Origin of the sequence: Enterococcus sp. E4-223 (assembly GCF_035727065.1) — a bacterium.
Lineage (GTDB): Bacteria > Bacillota > Bacilli > Lactobacillales > Enterococcaceae > Enterococcus_B > Enterococcus_B faecium.
The window spans coordinates 116,834-133,645 of record NZ_JAPMLH010000009.1 but is presented as its reverse complement, the minus strand read 5'-3'; the positions used below and the strand labels follow the sequence as shown (position 1 = coordinate 133,645).

General features: G+C 40.0%; 17 protein-coding genes. All 17 read right to left on the bottom strand.

Translation table 11 applies throughout. The annotated features are described in order from the left end of the window. Positions 1–34: 34 nt before the first annotated feature. Positions 35–544 (bottom strand): rod shape-determining protein MreD, encoded by a 510-nt coding sequence (mreD, locus tag OS139_RS12390; protein WP_002287385.1) that lies wholly within the window; start codon positions 542–544, stop codon positions 35–37. A 3-nt stretch (positions 545–547) separates the two neighbouring features. Next, positions 548–1,402 carry a rod shape-determining protein MreC gene (gene mreC, locus OS139_RS12385; protein WP_002296044.1) on the bottom strand — a complete coding sequence of 285 codons (855 nt, stop codon included), beginning with the start codon at positions 1,400–1,402 and terminating at the stop codon, positions 548–550. A gap of 154 nt (positions 1,403–1,556) precedes the next feature. Next, positions 1,557–2,195, bottom strand: a complete 639-nt coding sequence (locus tag OS139_RS12380; protein ID WP_002287382.1) for a thiamine diphosphokinase — start codon at positions 2,193–2,195, stop codon at positions 1,557–1,559. Continuing rightward, positions 2,196–2,846 (bottom strand): ribulose-phosphate 3-epimerase, encoded by a 651-nt coding sequence (gene rpe, locus OS139_RS12375; protein WP_002287380.1) that lies wholly within the window; start codon positions 2,844–2,846, stop codon positions 2,196–2,198. It lies immediately after the preceding gene. Between the two features lie 12 nt (positions 2,847–2,858). Further along, positions 2,859–3,758, bottom strand: coding sequence for a ribosome small subunit-dependent GTPase A (gene rsgA, locus OS139_RS12370; RefSeq protein ID WP_002287379.1), 900 nt, complete (start codon positions 3,756–3,758; stop codon positions 2,859–2,861). A 164-nt stretch (positions 3,759–3,922) separates the two neighbouring features. Beyond that, the gene (gene pknB, locus OS139_RS12365) at positions 3,923–5,992 is read right to left on the bottom strand and encodes a Stk1 family PASTA domain-containing Ser/Thr kinase (RefSeq protein WP_002287377.1); all 2,070 of its coding nucleotides are present in this window, start codon (positions 5,990–5,992) and stop codon (positions 3,923–3,925) included. Next, the gene (locus OS139_RS12360; protein WP_325066962.1) at positions 5,989–6,729 is read right to left on the bottom strand and encodes a Stp1/IreP family PP2C-type Ser/Thr phosphatase; all 741 of its coding nucleotides are present in this window, start codon (positions 6,727–6,729) and stop codon (positions 5,989–5,991) included. The genes pknB and OS139_RS12360 overlap by 4 nt, the downstream gene beginning before the upstream one ends. A gap of 12 nt (positions 6,730–6,741) precedes the next feature. Next, entirely contained in the window at positions 6,742–8,100 is a 1,359-nt protein-coding gene (gene rsmB, locus OS139_RS12355) for a 16S rRNA (cytosine(967)-C(5))-methyltransferase RsmB (RefSeq protein ID WP_002307709.1), read from the bottom strand. Beyond that, positions 8,100–9,038, bottom strand: a complete 939-nt coding sequence (gene fmt, locus OS139_RS12350; protein ID WP_002301208.1) for a methionyl-tRNA formyltransferase — start codon at positions 9,036–9,038, stop codon at positions 8,100–8,102. Before fmt ends, rsmB begins: the two co-directional genes overlap by 1 nt. Then, positions 9,031–9,522: a peptide deformylase gene (gene def / locus OS139_RS12345; RefSeq protein WP_002287369.1), complete on the bottom strand. Its 492-nt coding sequence runs from the start codon at positions 9,520–9,522 to the stop codon at positions 9,031–9,033. Before def ends, fmt begins: the two co-directional genes overlap by 8 nt. Positions 9,523–9,536: 14 nt before the next feature. Then, positions 9,537–11,945 (bottom strand): primosomal protein N', encoded by a 2,409-nt coding sequence (priA, locus tag OS139_RS12340; protein ID WP_002332257.1) that lies wholly within the window; start codon positions 11,943–11,945, stop codon positions 9,537–9,539. Between the two features lie 252 nt (positions 11,946–12,197). Further along, on the bottom strand, positions 12,198–12,503 hold the full coding sequence (gene rpoZ / locus OS139_RS12335) for a DNA-directed RNA polymerase subunit omega (RefSeq protein ID WP_002287365.1): 306 nt from the start codon (positions 12,501–12,503) through the stop codon (positions 12,198–12,200). 4 nt (positions 12,504–12,507) lie between these two features. Next, positions 12,508–13,122 carry a guanylate kinase gene (gmk, locus tag OS139_RS12330; protein ID WP_002287358.1) on the bottom strand — a complete coding sequence of 205 codons (615 nt, stop codon included), beginning with the start codon at positions 13,120–13,122 and terminating at the stop codon, positions 12,508–12,510. Between the two features lie 486 nt (positions 13,123–13,608). Then, complete coding sequence (locus OS139_RS12325; RefSeq protein ID WP_002287356.1) at positions 13,609–13,893, bottom strand: hypothetical protein; 285 nt, start codon at positions 13,891–13,893, stop codon at positions 13,609–13,611. A gap of 17 nt (positions 13,894–13,910) precedes the next feature. Continuing rightward, complete coding sequence (locus OS139_RS12320; RefSeq protein ID WP_002301205.1) at positions 13,911–14,801, bottom strand: YicC/YloC family endoribonuclease; 891 nt, start codon at positions 14,799–14,801, stop codon at positions 13,911–13,913. Between the two features lie 19 nt (positions 14,802–14,820). After that, positions 14,821–15,039, bottom strand: a complete 219-nt coding sequence (locus OS139_RS12315; protein ID WP_002287352.1) for a YdbC family protein — start codon at positions 15,037–15,039, stop codon at positions 14,821–14,823. Next, positions 15,009–16,709 (bottom strand): patatin-like phospholipase family protein, encoded by a 1,701-nt coding sequence (locus OS139_RS12310; RefSeq protein WP_002307711.1) that lies wholly within the window; start codon positions 16,707–16,709, stop codon positions 15,009–15,011. The genes OS139_RS12315 and OS139_RS12310 overlap by 31 nt, the downstream gene beginning before the upstream one ends. Positions 16,710–16,812: the final 103 nt, after the last annotated feature.

Below are 16,812 nucleotides of genomic sequence, written 5' to 3'. Positions count from 1 at the left end.
TTTTTCGCTTTCGACCTAAAAATAAAAAAAGAAATTATTCATCACTGAATAATTTCTTAAAGGGAAAAATGAATAATACAAATATAATCATGTTCAACAGCAGTGTAGGTCCTAAAAACCTTGTAATAAAATACGTGTTATTTACTACTGCTAATTTAAAAATCAACTGGACCACCATCGTAAACAATTCATAACCCGTGACAAAGATGATCATACTGAAAAATTCAGTAAAGATGTTGACATGGATAACGTCTTTCATTACATACATCAACCATACAATTAAAGGGAGAGCTACTGCATAGATACCGATAACGCCAATATAGTAAGCGTCATAGATAGCCCCGAGAACAATCGTGGTAATCAGTAAATAACGTTTTTCAAACGCCATACTGCAACATAATAATGCCAATATCAGAAAGTGGGCATTTGACATATAGGTTCCTTTCGACCACTCCCCTAGCATTCTTGTTAAATGACCATCTATCAACATCAAAAAGAACAAAACGATTGGCAGATAGTACTTCATTGTTTCTTTCTTCAACATGGACTAATCCTCCGCTAGCCGTTGGACAATCGTCACAACTGACACGTCATACATTTCTGCATAAGGTTTCACATAAACTTCCCGATCCAGCCCATAACTATCTGGTTTCGTTTTAATAACCGTACCGATCGGCAAGTTAGCTGGAGAATTCCCTCCAAGACCGGATGTCTGGACAACATCCCCTTCTTTGATATCCGTATCACCAGTTAATTGGGTCACCACTAAGGCATGGAGCTTTTCATCATAGTTTTTAAGCAAACCAAACGCTTCGCCATTAGCCGAAGATACCCGTACTGGAAAATGATTGGAGCTTTCATTAGAGGATGACAGTAATTCGATTTTAGACGAAGCCGTATTGACCTCGATCACTCGGCCAATCAATCCTTTTTGCGACATGACTGCCATATTTGCTTCGATACCGTCTTTAGAACCCTTGTCTACGATCAGCATGTCCTGCCAACTGTCAGGCGAACGAGTAATGACATTTGCCGTTACTTTTTCGTAACTAGTCAGCGTCTGATTCAACTCAAGTTCTTTTTTCAACGCTTCGATTTCTCTCTCGTAATTCTTGTTTTGCTGTGAAACGTCATCATAGCTATCGATTTTTTCTTTTAGCCGCTCATTTTCGGCATAAGTTGAAAAAAGATTATGGACAGAATCTACTCCATTTCGTACCCACCGTACTGGGGCAGAGATTGTTTTATCAACCATTGCAACACTGTCATTAACGATGGATTGGAAGAAATTGGGCTTTCCTTCATTCGCTCGCTGCGCAGCGGTCACACTTAGTATCGTCACCACGATGATAACAATAACCAAGGTAATAATAATATTTTTATTAGGATTGAACTTCTTCACAAAGACACCTCGAATTAATTAGACTCTTGTGTTCAATTTTATCACTAAATGCCGTGAAACAAAAGGTAAGTTGCTCCTCTTAAGCTTTTTTTTAGCAAATAATAGATTCTGTCATTTTTAGCCTGAAAGACAAATTTTTTTATTTGTTTATGGATCAATCTTTGCTTTGAATAACTGCAATCATACCATCTGAAAAAGAAAATTCTGCGGTATCTGAAAGAAATTCGTTACTTGCATAAGATGTCGGATATTCTACTTCTTTATTTTCCAATACATACTTGCTGCCTTTTAATGTAAGATTCGAGACGGGAGTCAAGCAGCAATAAGCTAAATACTTCATATCTGGTATCTGTCTTACTATATGCTCTCCAGGCAAATAATAAGACAAATAATTTTGACAATCTCTGATAATAAGCTGATGGGCAAAGGGTTTGAAGCGAGGTTCCATACCTAACCAGAGATTGGCTAAAAGATGATCCAATCTTCCGCCCGTAGCTCCAATCAAAGTGACTTCCGCTTGCGGGTAACGTTCAAATGTTTTTAAGATACCTAACTGTGTATCTGTATCGTCTTTTTCTGCAGGGGAACGGGTATACTCTTTGGCTTTTGCAAATACTTCCTTCTGCTCTTCGTTCGACAATGAATCAAAATCACCCACTGCCAGATCTACTGGGTAGCCTGCTTGAAGCAGGTACAGCGCACCACGGTCTATCCCGACATAGGCATCGTATTTGGACAGCAGAGACTGCGGCCAGTTTTGCGGATTACCTCCAGCAGCTAATAAAATTTTCATTTAGTCTAATGCCTCTTTTAATCGTTCGATTTGTCCGACTGGATTTTCGGCTCCATAGATATATGATCCTGCAACGAAGACATCCGCCCCTGCATCTTTACAGATTTTTGCTGTTTCTGGAACGATTCCGCCATCTACTTCGATTGCATAAGTCCAATTGTTCTCTCTACGTAGATCAGCGAGTTCCGTAATTTTTTCTACTGTTTCTTCAATAAAGCTTTGTCCGCCGAACCCAGGATTGACAGTCATGACTAGTACTTGATCAGCCAAAGGCAAAACATGTTTGATCATGGAGACTGGTGTTCCTGGATTGATAACTACTCCAGCTTTAACTCCTAAGCTTTTTGTCATTTGAAGTGCCCGATGAATATGAGGAGTTGCTTCGACGTGGACAGTAATGATATCTGCTCCAGCTTTTGCAAATGCTGGAATGTAGTTTTCTGGATCAACGATCATCAGATGGACGTCTAACGGTAATTTAGTAACAGGACGGATTGCCTGAACAATATTTGGCCCTAATGTGATATTTGGGACAAATTGGCCATCCATTACATCTACGTGGATGTAATCTGCGCCTCCTTTTTCCACTAACTCAATGTCTCTTTGTAAATTGGCAAAATCTGCACTCAAAATGGATGGTGCTATCTTCATTCTTGTTTCCTCCTATTTTCGTTTACCTTCTTTTTTTGCATACATTGGTTTTCTTTTTTCGATTTCTTGTAAGAATTGCAAATAATTGTCGTAACGTGTCTGTGCGATACCACCTGTTTCTACTCTATGTTTTACTTCGCAGCCAGGTTCTTTAGCATGCATGCACTCTCTAAATTTGCAATGGACAGAAGCTTCTACAAATTCAGGAAATTGTCTCGGCAGTTCTCCTGCTTCAATTGTCAAAAAGTCAATCGAGCTAAATCCTGGTGTATCTGCTACTAACCCACCATAGATAGGAATCAGTTCCACATGACGTGTTGTATGCCGTCCTCTTCCAAGTGCATCAGAAATCTCTCCTGTTGCTAAATTCAGTTCCGGCGATATTTGATTCAGTAGCGTCGATTTTCCTGCTCCAGACTGACCCATAAAGACCGATAGCCGTTCTGGGAAGTAACGGATCAGTTCTGTCGTATCACCCGTATGATTGGGTACAATCACCGGATAGCCTATTTTAGTATAGGTTTGCTTGATCTCTTCGATTTTTTCTGGGTCGTCTGACAAGTCGGTCTTTGTCAAAAAAATAATCGGTTCGATCGACTCGTATTCCAAGGTAACTAGAAAGCGGTCAAGTAGATTATAAGAAAATGCAGGCTCTACGATACTTGTGACAATGATTCCAAGATCAACATTTGTGACTGGTGGGCGAACTAATTGATTTTTTCTCGGCAAGATTTCCAGAAGATAGCCGTCTGTTTGATTTTCACTCTCAAAGATCACCTGATCTCCGACAAGCGGCGTGATTTTCCGATTCCGGAAATTTCCTCTTCCTCTTGTTTGATAGGTCTCTCCGTTTGCGTATACATAGTAAAAACCGCTGATTGCTTTTCTGATTTGTCCTTTGATAAGTGCCACCTCCGTTTTTGTTTATTTTACCATACGAAGAGGAAAGTAGGTGTTATTCCATGCAAACTTCTCAAAGTATAAGGCTTGAAAATTGATCAAAAGAGATAGAAACACAAAAAAGAGAATGCAACAAATCAATGTCGCATTCCCTTCTGATATATTTTATTCAGCACTTATTTTGAACTTTCTGAGGTGCTAGCTGATGAACTTGTGGAGCTGGAAGATTCTTCTTTTGAAGAGTTGCTTGTGCTACTGGAGCTACTTGAGCTGCTAGAACTGTCTGAAGAGTCTTTTTCAGAACTAGAAGACGCTGGATCTGGTCCTTTAGAGTAAATTACGTTCACAACCATTCCTTTGGTAATTGTCGTTCCTGCCCCTGGTACTGTACGAATCACTTTATCTTTATCCACCGTGTTTGAATATTCGGAAGTCTCATGCCCGATATATTCTGCACCGACACTAGCTAAATAACTTTGTGCTTCGCTTTTTGTATAGCCGGAGATATCATTCAATTTAGGCTCTGTTCCTTGGCTTACGACAAAATTGATGTAAGTTTCTTCTGCTACAACTTCACCCGAGGCTGGATCCTGACTGATGATCGAACCTGATGGTACAGTGTCGCTATAGTCATAAGTAGCACTAATATTATTGATATTGAATCCTTGTGTAACAAGCCAATTACGAACAGTTTCGTAGTTTTCTCCTACATGACTACTCAAAGTCACTGTTTCTGGTCCTTTGCTGACTGTGAAAGTAATCGTGTCTGTTTTAGGATCGACTTCTGTATCTTCTGATGGAGATTGCGAAATGATCATTCCGCTTTCTACCTCTGAACTGAATTCCTCTTCTTTTTGAATCAAGTCAGCAGAAAACCCTAATTCTTTCAAACTTGCTTCGGCATCTTCATAACTTTTACCACTGTAATCATCTAATTTGATTTTTTTCGTGCCGCTACTAATATACAGAGTGACTTCGCGTTTTTGCTTGACTGTCGTTCCCGCTGCCGGGTCTGTCTTCACTACATTACCTTCTTCGATTTTGTCATCTGCAATTTCTTCTGTTTTTGTTGCTACTTCTAATTTCGCTTTTGCGAGTGTTTCTCTAGCAGAAGCTTCAGAAAGATCAGAAACATCAGGAACAACAACTTCTCCTCGCCCTCCAGAAGCAAAGAATACAGCTGTTCCGATTCCTAAAACAGCAAGAATAGCTAATAGGATCAGCCACCATTTTTTCTGTCCTTTCTTTTTAGGATCAGGCAGAACTTCTTCCTCCTCTGGTAAGGTTTCGTTTTCTGGCTTGTCTTTTGGCAGAGGCATAGATTTGAATGAATCAGGCATTGGTGCATCTTCCGTAAGGGGTGTGATAACTTTTGTTTCATTATCCATCACATGAGGCTGCCATTTTTCTTCGTTTGCACGAGCTGGTGATAATACTGTAGAAAGATCATCAGACATTTCCTCGGCTGACTTATAACGGTCTGCAGGTTCTTTAGCCGTTGCCCGTAAAATCACGTTTTCCAGTGCTTGTGGCACATTTGGATCAAGTGCTTTTATAGATGGAAGATCATCTTGAAAATGTTTTAAAGCAATTGTTACAGCAGATTCACCATCAAACGGTACGCTACCCGTCAACATCTCGTAAAGGATGATCCCTAAAGCATAAATATCTGACTGCTTCGTTGCCATACTTCCTCTGGCCTGCTCAGGGGACAGATAATGAACAGATCCTAGCATCGTATTCGTCTGCGTGATCGATGTTTCAGATAAAGCGATAGCAATCCCGAAATCCGTGATTTTTACAACACCTTCATTATCGATCAGTACGTTTTGGGGTTTCAAATCTCGGTGGATGATTTGATGGTTATGAGCTAAAGAAATAGCAGAAAGGATCTGCTGCATAATATTTACTGCTGTTTCATAAGGAACAGGATAATGTGTTTGGATATATCGTTTCAAGTCCATTCCTTTGACGTATTCCATCACCAGATACTGCATGTTGTCTTCTTCACCAACATCGTAAACACTAACAATGTTTGGATGAACGAGTTCTGTTGCTGCTAAAGCTTCTCTCTGAAATCGTCGAATCGCAGTCTGGTCATTTTGAAAGTCAAATCGTAAGACTTTAACTGCTACATCACGATCCAAGATTAAATCGTGCGCCAAAAATACATTTGCCATACCACCGCTACCGATATTTCCAGTGATTTGATAACGGCCATTTAATTTTTTTCCCAACTCGATCATACACTGTCCTCCTTATATTCGATAAGAAGAACGGTGATATTATCCGCTCCGCCTGCTTCATTGGCACGATCAATCAGCTCAGTTACTTTATGAGACAATGGGCCTTCTTGATTGATGATCGTTCCTATTTCTTCTTCAGACAGCATGTTCGTCAAGCCATCTGAACATAACAGGAGTCGATCTTTTAGTTGCCAAAGATGAGTAGAAACATCTACTTCGACTGTTCCAGGCATGCCGACAGAACGTGTTAAAATATTTTTCCTTGGATGGTTCACTGCCATTTCTTCGCTGATTTCTCCTGATTTGACTAGTTCATTGACTAAAGAATGATCCTCCGTCAATTGCATGATTTTATCTTCACGAATCAAATAAGCTCTGCTATCCCCAACATTGGCAATCGTGAACCAGTCATCTGACAGAGCGGCCGCTACGATTGTTGTTCCCATACCGTTATATTCCGGCTGTTCTTGTCCACGTTGATAAATCAGCATATTTTCTTCTTGAATCGATTGAATGAACCATTGGGCGATTTTTTCATCGTCAACAGCTTTTTGTTTTTCCCAAGCTTCGCCTAGATTCGTTACCGCCATCTGACTGGCAATGTCTCCGGCACGATGACCACCCATCCCGTCTGCTAATACAGCAAGCTTGAGACCTGAACGGCTGGTAAATACACTGGCATAGTCTTGATTTGTGTTACGTCGTCTTCCTACATCTGATTGATATTCAATCTGCATTTTTTCACCTCATTACTTTTTGCGCAAACAACAAATGAAAAATCCATCTGTGTAAAACTGATGCGGATACAAAGTCAACATTTTCTCTTCGATTGATGATTGTAGCATAGGATTGGTCAAAACATCAATCCTCTCAAAATCAGGGTGTCTTTCCAAGAAAGCAGAAACAACGTCTTGGTTTTCTTCTTTTAAGATCGTACAAGTACTATAAGTCAGAATACCGGAAGACTTTAAAGCTGGTGCGCAGCTTTCTAAAATTTCCAATTGGATTTTTGGTAAATTCGCTAATTCATCCGGCTGTTTTTTATAACGAATATCTGGTTTTCGCCGAAGCAGCCCAAGACCTGAACAAGGCGCGTCTACTAAAATCCGATCAAACTGCTCTGCTTCGAACTGTTTACTGACTTCTCTAGCATCCATCTTTTGAGCGTAGACAGTAGAAGAGACACCTAGACGTGCTGCATTATCTTCAATGAGTTTGACTTTGTGTTCGTGTACATCTAAAGCGACCACTTCTCCACCGCATGACGGATCTAAAAAAGAAGCAATATGCGTCGTCTTACCTCCGGGTGCTGCACAGGCATCTAAGACATGATGTTCAGGCTCGATTTGCATAGACGGCGCTACAAGCATCGAACTTTCATCTTGGATCGTCATGACGCCATCGTGGAACAATGAGCTAGAAGCTAAATGCCCTTTTTTCGCTACTATACCGTATGGACTGACTTGGCTTTTTTCAGCTGTGATCTCTTCTTCTTGCAAAACAGTGATGGCCTGATCTCTGGAAAGTCGGCGTGTATCTACTCGGGCACTAGCATGGCTAGGCTGATATAGCGATAAACCGAGCTTTTCAGTTTCTTCGTATCCGATTTGATCCACCAGTCGTTTCGTCATCCATAGAGGCAGGCTGATTTTGACAGAAAGTCTTTCGATAGTATCAGCAATGCCTTGCAGATCTGGTGCTCCTTGACGCTGATAATTCCTCAAGACACCATTTACAAATTTCCCTGTCCCAGGATTTCCTTTTACTTTTGCGATTTCGACCGCCTCGTTTAAAATAGCATGTGCAGGGACTTTATCTAAAAATTCTAATTGGTATACAGAAAGATAAAGAAGCGTCTTGACCCAGTCATCCACTTTTTTTGCTTTAGCGATCAATGGTGCAACGTAAAATTCCAATAGTCGCTGATGGCTAATCGTACCGTAGATCAATTCTGTAAATAAACCCACATCTTTTTGATTTAGCTCGCTTTGTTTGATCATCTCATTCAACAAAAGATTCGAGTAGGCGCCACCCTTGTTCACTCGCTCTAATGTCAGTAATGCCATATATCGTACTGATTTTTTCATTTTTTTAGGGATTTTTTTCATTATTTCACCTGCTGACCAATCTGAACTTGCTGACCGCTTCCGTTAAGGAAATCATGTACGGCCTGTTTTCCTTTACCAGCTGGCTGTAATTCATTGATGGCTAAGACGGTCTGTTTACCGCAAGCAATCCATAGATTTTTTTTGTCTTTCCGGATGATCGTACCAGGTGCTTTGTCTGTAGTTTCTGCCAATACTTCAACCGATAATAATTTCCAGCGTATGCCCTCATAGGTCGTGAATGCAATTGGCCAAGGACGCATTCCGCGTACTTGGTTGTCAATTTCTTCTGCAGTTTTATGCCAATCGATTGCTTCTTGTTCCCGTGTGATGTTTGGCGAAAAAGTTGCTTCTGACTCGTCTTGAGGTACTGGTTTTTGTCCATCCAAAATATTGGGCAATGTTTCTAGCAATAGCTTTCTTCCTAAAAGGCTAAGCTTTTCAAACATCGTCCCTACATCATCTTGTTTAGTGATTGGTATGCTTTCTTGCGCATAGATTCCGCCTGCATCCATTTTTTTGATCATTTCCATGATCGTTACACCAGTTTCTTTCTCCCCATTCATGATGGCATAATGAACAGGCGCACCTCCCCGATATTTAGGAAGTAAAGAAGCATGGACATTGATTGCCCCTAATTTTGGTACTTGCAATAACTTTTCAGGCAAGAATTGGCCAAATGCCGCAGTGACGATCACATCAGGCGCCAATTCAATGATTTCTTCCATTTCTGGCGAACCGGAGATTTTCTCTGGCTGCAGCACACGGATACCGTGCTTCAGAGCCGCTTCTTTTACCGGTGTCGGCGTAATTACTCGTTTCCGCCCAACTGGACGGTCGGGCTGTGTTACCACTGCCTGGATCTCGTAACCTGATTCTATCAGCCCTTCAAGAATCGGCACAGAAAAAGCAGGTGTGCCCATAAATACTAGCTTAGTCATCAAGATGTTCCTCCATATATTCTTCAAGTTCTTCTTCCGGGATCTGCTGTATCATTTTCTCAATGAACAAGATACCGTCTAAGTGATCGATTTCATGCTGGAAGGCACGGGCTAAATAGCCAAAAGCCGTCACTTCTATCTCTTCTCCATCTCGATCATAATAACGCACGGTCACTTCATCTGCTCGCTTGACCGTTCCATAGACATGCGGAATACTGAGACAACCTTCTACGTCAAGGCTTTCACCTTTTGCTTCGATGATTTCTGGGTTAATCAGTTCAAATTTCTCGCCTTCATCTACTTCGATCACAGCAATTCTCTTGTTTTGTCCTACTTGAGGAGCAGCGATCCCTATTCCGTCATTCGCAATCATTGTCTCATATAAATTGTCTAATAAAGCGATTGTCTCGTCCGTGATTACATCGATTGGCTGAGCAGTTCTTTTTAATTTATCATTAGGGTGGATCAATATAGGATAGCGCATAATTTGGCCCTTTCTTAAATAAAGTTTAATGGTTCGTTGTCAATTGCCACAAAAAGACCTTGTCGCTGTTCTTTCTGGCTTCCATTCAAAATTTCATCCAAAACATGAGGAAGATTCGGTTCATGTTTATATTTGATGATTAGTTGATAATAATATCGGTTTTTCACTCTCAAAATCATGCTGGGCGTTGGCCCTAATAGCAAGCTTTGAGGGCTTAACACTTCTTTTAGCTGATTGGCAATCTGAAAGATTTTCTTTGCCGCTACTTGTTCTTCAGGATGGCTGGCGGTTATTTTCACAGTAAAGTAATAAGGAGGATAGCCTCCACGATGCCGTACATGCATTTCCTGCTGATAAAACTGCTCATAATTTTGTTTTTTAGCCAATTCTATGGCGTAATGTTGAGGATTGAATGTTTGGATCACGACTTCGCCTGCTTTTTCCGCTCGCCCTGCTCGTCCTGAAACTTGGGTAAGCAATTGGAATGTATGCTCACTAGAACGAAAATCCGGTAAATTCAGGGAGGTATCAGCATTCAACACCCCAACTAATGTCACTTCTGGAAAGTCCAAACCTTTAGCAATCATTTGTGTCCCTAATAATATATCTGCTTCTTTTGCACCGAATTTTTGTAAAATCTGTTCGTGTGCCCCTTTTCTTCGAGTGGTATCTACATCCATACGCAAAATCCTAGCTTGCGGATAAAGTTCTCGGAGTTCCTCTTCTACTTTTTGAGTACCTGTTCCATAGTAGCGGATTTTATTGCCGCCACAATTAGGACAGCGATTGGGAATAGGTTCTTCATGTCCGCAATAATGGCAGTGCATTGAACGTGTATCCATATGCAGTGTAAGAGAGATATCGCAATTAGGACATGGAAGAACAAATCCACAGTCCCTACACATCACAAAAGACGAATATCCTCGACGATTGAGCAGTAGGACAGTTTGTTCTTTTTTGTCTAATCGATTTTGTATTTTTTCCTGCAAATTAGCAGAAAAAGTAGAGGTCCGATGATTCTGAAACTCTTCACGCATATCTACGATCTCAATAGCTGGAAGCTGTGCAGCTGCTTTGGCTCGGTGGTTCAACTGCAATAACTGATAAACGCCTTTTTGAGCTCGTGCTCTTGATTCTAAAGAGGGCGTCGCGCTTCCTAGAACTATTGGGCAATGATGATATTTACTGCGCCAAATTGCTAGATCTCTCGCATGATAACGCGGTGTCTCATCTTGTTTGTAACTTGATTCATGTTCTTCATCGACAATGATCAGCCCGATATTTTTCAGCGGGGCAAAAATAGCAGATCGTGCGCCTACTACTACTTGCGCTTCTTCCCGCTCAATCTTGCGCCATTCATCATATTTTTCACCTTGGGAAAGTCCGCTATGTAAGACCGCAACTGATTCTCCGAAGCGTCCTTTGAATCGCTCGACCATTTGCGGAGTCAATGCGATTTCAGGCACTAACATGATCGCCGTTTTATTTTCTGACAAAACATCAGCGATTGCCTGAAGATATACTTCTGTTTTCCCGCTGCCAGTGATTCCCTCCAGCAAAAAGACCTGATCTTTTTGCTGCTGACCTGCTGTGATGATTTGTTCGACAGCATTTTTTTGTTCTGCATTCAGTTCCAATGCCGTCGTTTGGTCAAATACTCGGTCTTTATAAGGGTCGCGATAACGTTCTGATTCTATAAACTCCAGCCAGCCCTTTTCTTTTCCTTGATTCAAGACAGCAGTACTGATTCCTTTATTTTTGAAATAAGCAATTGGTTCTTCTTGGCTCAGTTCAGATAAACACAAAAGAAGTTCTTTTTGTTTCTTGGCATTTTGCCGTAATTTTGCCCATTCTTCTTCGATTTGCTTTTCAGTTAACAAAGAACGGACCAAACGAATCGTTTTTACTTTATTTCGTGTATGGACTTCATATTTGATATCTACTAATTGCTCTTGGCGCCAGCGAATCAATTGAGAAAGGCTGCCTTCTTCTTCTGCTTCCTTCCAGGAAATCACTTCTCGCTGATCAAACAATACCTGAACTTCTGGTGTGTCTGCCAAAGGATAGATCAATTTATCATATTCTGCTTTCATCACACTCGGAAGCATCGTTTGTAGACAAGTGATTTTGAATGCGTAAGTAATTTTTTTCATATAATCAGCTAATGAAAGCAATTCTTCATTGACCACCGGAGCAAGGTCTAGCAAACGAATAACTGCCTTCAAAGATGGATTAGCTGATTCTTCTGATTTTTGGATAGCCATAACAAATCCTTGGACATGACGATTGCCATTACCAAAAGGGACTTCTACTCGCATCCCGACTTGCAAAGCTGTTTCCATTTCAGAGGGAACCAAATAAGTGAATGGCTGATCGGTCTGCATAGTAGGTACGTCCACAATGACTTCAGCTGTTAATGTCATGGTTCGTTTCCTCCTTTTTTTGTCTTTTCTTATCAAGCGACAAAAAGTTCCTTGCCTATTTTACTAGAGATCGATGGATTTGTCTTATTTTCTGCCAAATCCTAACAAAAAATTAACAGCAGATAAGAAAAAAAAGAACTGTGTCAAAAAGTTCAGACACAGCCTTTTCTACCAGACAATAAGTGGCGAATGTTTGAAAAGGAAACAGCTGGGTTTGCTTTTCTTTTTAGATGTTCGCTCTATTTTTCTTTATTACATTTTTTGCTCTTCACGGATACGTGATTCCAATTCGTGTTGTTCACGCTCTTTTTGTGCTTGACGTTCCTCTTCTTCCATCTTCAAACGTTCACGTTTTAATTCAGGATGTGGATCATTGACTACATTTCCTGCATCGATTTCTTCTAAAGCTTGACCGACGCTTTTTACTGAATCAAAAGAATCTAGAGTAGGCTGTGCACTTGCATCCAATTCATGCGCGCGTTTACTTGCTAAAATCACTAGAGAATATTTTGAATTTACACGATCTAATAGTGAGTCAATTGAAGGTTTTAACATCATAAGACTACATCTCCTTTAACATTTTAATATATTTACCGATTACGCGATCTACTCGAAAATGTTCACTGGCAATAATGTTTTTGATTCGTTCAACTGCTAGCGGCACTTCATCATTTACAACAGCATAGTCGTAAAGAGCCATCATTTCGATTTCTTCTTTTGCAACTTTCATTCGTTCTTCGATTACTTCATCTGCATCTGTTCCTCGGCCTACGATCCGTGATTTTAATTCCGCTAAATCTGGCGGAGTCAAAAAGATGAATACACCATCGGGCACTTTTTCTTTGACTTGTTTTGCTCCTTGGACTTCAATCTCCAAGAAAACATCTTTTCCTTCATCCAATGTCTTGTTGACATATGACAAAGGAGTTCCATAATAATTCCCGACATATTCTGCGTATTCCAGCATCTCTCCAGCTTCGATCATTGATTCAAACTCTTCTTTGCTTCGGAAGAAATAATCAACGCCTTCGACCTCCCCTTCACGCATTTTACGGGTAGTCATTGAGATCGAATACTGAAAATCATTATCCTCACTCTCAAAAATTGCTTTTCGTACTGTGCCTTTTCCTACACCGGATGGACCAGACAACACGATTAATAATCCACGCTCTGACATGACGACGTCCTTTCAACTAGTCTTTTTGTACTTATCGTTTATTTTGCACTTTTTTTCTGCAACTTTCAAGGTTATCTTTAATTATAGCTAGAAATTGGTAAAAAAGCTACCCTGTACCAAGAGGTCGTAAAACAGCTGTCCTGCATCAAGTAATAAGAACAGCCAAACATAAACAGCTTCTCATGTTTTTCGTTTGGTTGGGCTTATTACCGCAGATGCAAGCTTTTGAACGCCGTGTATAAGAGGTCGTGAAGAAGCCGATTAGTTTCGAGTATGAAGAAAAATTTTGTGAAAATAGTTTCTCACATTTTTGCATAAATTTGGCTTAATACCGAGAAAATGGTTTTTGAACATCACTTATTCAAAATAAAAAAAGATTGTGTCACGAATTTTGTCACAACCTTTAAATGTATTCCTAGAGCAAAGAAGCTAAGCGAAGAAATCCAATTCTGATTATTTATTGTATTTCTTTGTTCAGCATCCTTGCTAAAAGCCCATATTGGACAAAGTATTCACTACACCCATGATCTCATCTTTTCGAGAACGTGCTTTTTCTGTCGGATCTTCTACCTCTTCTGTGTCGATTCGAACAATAAATTTCCGATTCATCGTCACGTAAGCACCGTCGTTGATCAAAATAAACAGTTCGTTCTCATTATAGTCTGCACAGGCATCTTTCCATACGTCAAAGCCGTTTTTTTCAGAAGGGATATCCCGTTTAACCACAGTTTTTCCACTTAATTCGTGGAACGTTACGTCATAGTATTTCATTATCTCTACCTCTTTCGTCATTCAATATTTTGTACTTGTTCTCTGATTTTTTCTAAGATCGTCTTAGACTGGACGACTTGATTTTTAATTTCGATTGCATTTGATTTGGAACCGATCGTATTGATTTCCCGATTCATTTCTTGGATCAGGAAATCTAATTCCCGACCTACAGGACATTGTGCTTCGATAAGTTCATCTAGTTTTTGTACATGGATCGCCAGACGATCCAGTTCCTCGTGAATATCTCCGCGTTCCAACAAGATGGCTAGCTCCGTCAACAACCGTTGCTCATCGACTTTCGCTCCAAGAAATTCCTCCAGCTTTTTTTGATACCTTATTTGAAATTCCTTTTCATAGATTTCTACAAAACTATCGAGTTTTTTTAGTACTTCTTTGAATTCTTCAGTATTCTTTTTCAACACTAAAGCTAAAGCTTGACCTTCTTTTTCTCGACTCACCTCAATAGAGTCAAGTGCGCTTTTCAATGTATCTAGAGCTAACTGTGCCAATTCTTCCATGCTCTCTTCCGGTTTTTCTTCTACCGTTACGAAGTTTTCGTCCAGCGCGAAGCGTTCCGCCATCCGACTAATTGACACTTGATTTTGACTACCGTATCGTTGTTGAATTCCGTCTGTCAATTGAGTGATAAGTGAATCAATCAATTCCCAGTTGATGACGATCTGTTTTTCGTTTTTGCCAATATAAGCTAGATTCACAAATACTTCGATTCGACCGCGGCTTAACTGCTGTTTAATAAGCTGACGAAAATCGTTTTCAATAAAGTTCAGGATTTTAGGACTTCGTATTTGAACATCTAGAAAACGCTGGTTGACACTTTTTATTTCAATATCTAACTGATACGCTTTTGTTTCGCGGATGGCTTTGCCAAAACCAGTCATACTTTTCATTCGACAGGGTCCTTCCTCATTACATATTTTCTATTGCTTTTTGCAGTTGTTCAAACTCTTCGTTCGTCAATGTCAGGCCTTTCCCCATTTTTTCATGGTCTGGCGCCCAATCTCGAAGATCGAATTTTGGCGGGCGACCATTCCAGCTGACTAGGTTCAGTTCTTTACGCCACCCCTTGTTGTTTTCTGACAATATAGCGATTTCTTCTACGATTTCATATGAAAATTCTTGTGCCATGGTTGTTCCTCCTTGAGATAATATAAATATAGGATCAGTAATGTGTCAACTGGTTGCTTAAGCAATTCATGCTGCAAACGATCCTTGCGTTTTCCTTGTAGCAGAAAATCAAAATAAACAGTTTTCGTGCGCTCATTTTGTATTTTTTGCTGGTATTTTCGGTACCTTCGCCATTCTTCAGTACTTAATTGACCAATTTGTGCCAATAAATCATCCGGCATACTTTTTATATCTTGTTGGCAGATCATTTGAATCATCATGTCTACTTGATAGATTTCATTGGGCAGTAAAAAATGTTTTTTTGCTAAAAGTTCTAGCATCGCCAATCCGCATGTCTCTGGTACGACCCTGTTCTTATATAAATTACGCAGTTTTTGCCAAAATTTTATGCTTTTGAAAAAAGATAATTCTAACTGAATTTCTTTTGTTAAGTAAGACAAAAATCCTCGCCAGTATGTTCTTGCAGGTTTAACAGAATGAAATGTATACCAGTTCCCATAGTAACAGCCTAATCGTTTTTTCATTTCCAGATAGCCTAATTGTAAATTTAATTGGTTCCTTTGGCTATCAAAAAGCAGAAAGCTGCCTAGTGTCCATAATGTTTGACATTTCCAATGGATAAAAATGTCTGGCATACGAATTTTTTTCGCTGGGCCTGGCCCTTGCACATCTACGACAAATGCCTCTGTTGCTCCTTTGTTAATCGCAATATCAATAGGTATTTTGTTGCGATACCCACCGTCTGCATATTTATTTTTTCCGATCTTTCGATAAGCCATAGCGGGATAAAATGAAGCAGAGGCGAGTATCCAATCTGGTATTTCTTCTGTTTTTGTCTGTTGGATATCAGTCACTACTTCCGCTAGTTCTGGCAGTTTAGTAGACACCGTATATAAACGTATTTTGGGATTATGTTTGAGTAAGGACAAATCCAAATTGTCTTTGACCATCTTTTCCAATGGAGCAGAAGAAACCCCGCCTTCAATTAGTGCTGTTTTCGTCATTTGGCGTCTTTCTCGATAGAAGCGTTCACGAAGGTCTTCAACCGCAGCCATTTCTGGTAACGCAAGCACTTGTCTTGTCGACAGCTTTTTCCATAAATTCACAGCTTTTTTCATATCTCCTTGTAAAATCAATGCGCCGTTCAACGCACCTACCGAGGTACCTGTGATAATCTCAAAGTTGATATCATGTTCCTTCAGCGCCTGCCACACACCAATCTGATAAGCACCGTGCGCTCCTCCTCCACCTAAAACAAGTGCTGTATGATAGACCAGCTTTTTATTTAATTGTGTGGTTCCTTGATAGCCGTTTTTATGAAAAATACGCAACCATTCTTCTGATAGAGGAGATTGAAATAAAAAACAACAGTTTTCTTTAATAAAAAAACGAGCGCAAGCTTCCATATACCGAAAAAATTTTTTCCATTCAAAAGTTTCACCTTCAATCAACAGATTATTAAAAATAACATCTCCTCTACTTTTAGCAATAGTAAAATAGACGGTATATTTTTTCGATACTGCTTTAAAAGCACATTGCTTTTTTGCAGAACGCCAAAAAGCGTCTCTACTTTCTTGATGACTTTGAAAAAATGGAAGGGGTTGTTTTGCTTGCTTGATAGGCGAATACAGCGACATTTTCTGTGAAAAGTAAACTTTTTTTATCTCCATCGCTCTCTCCTTTTTCTTCAAGTATACCAGTACGTCATAAAAAGGTCATGAGTCTCGTATTCGACTTTGTAGATTCCATAAGAAAACAATTCATAAAACCTCC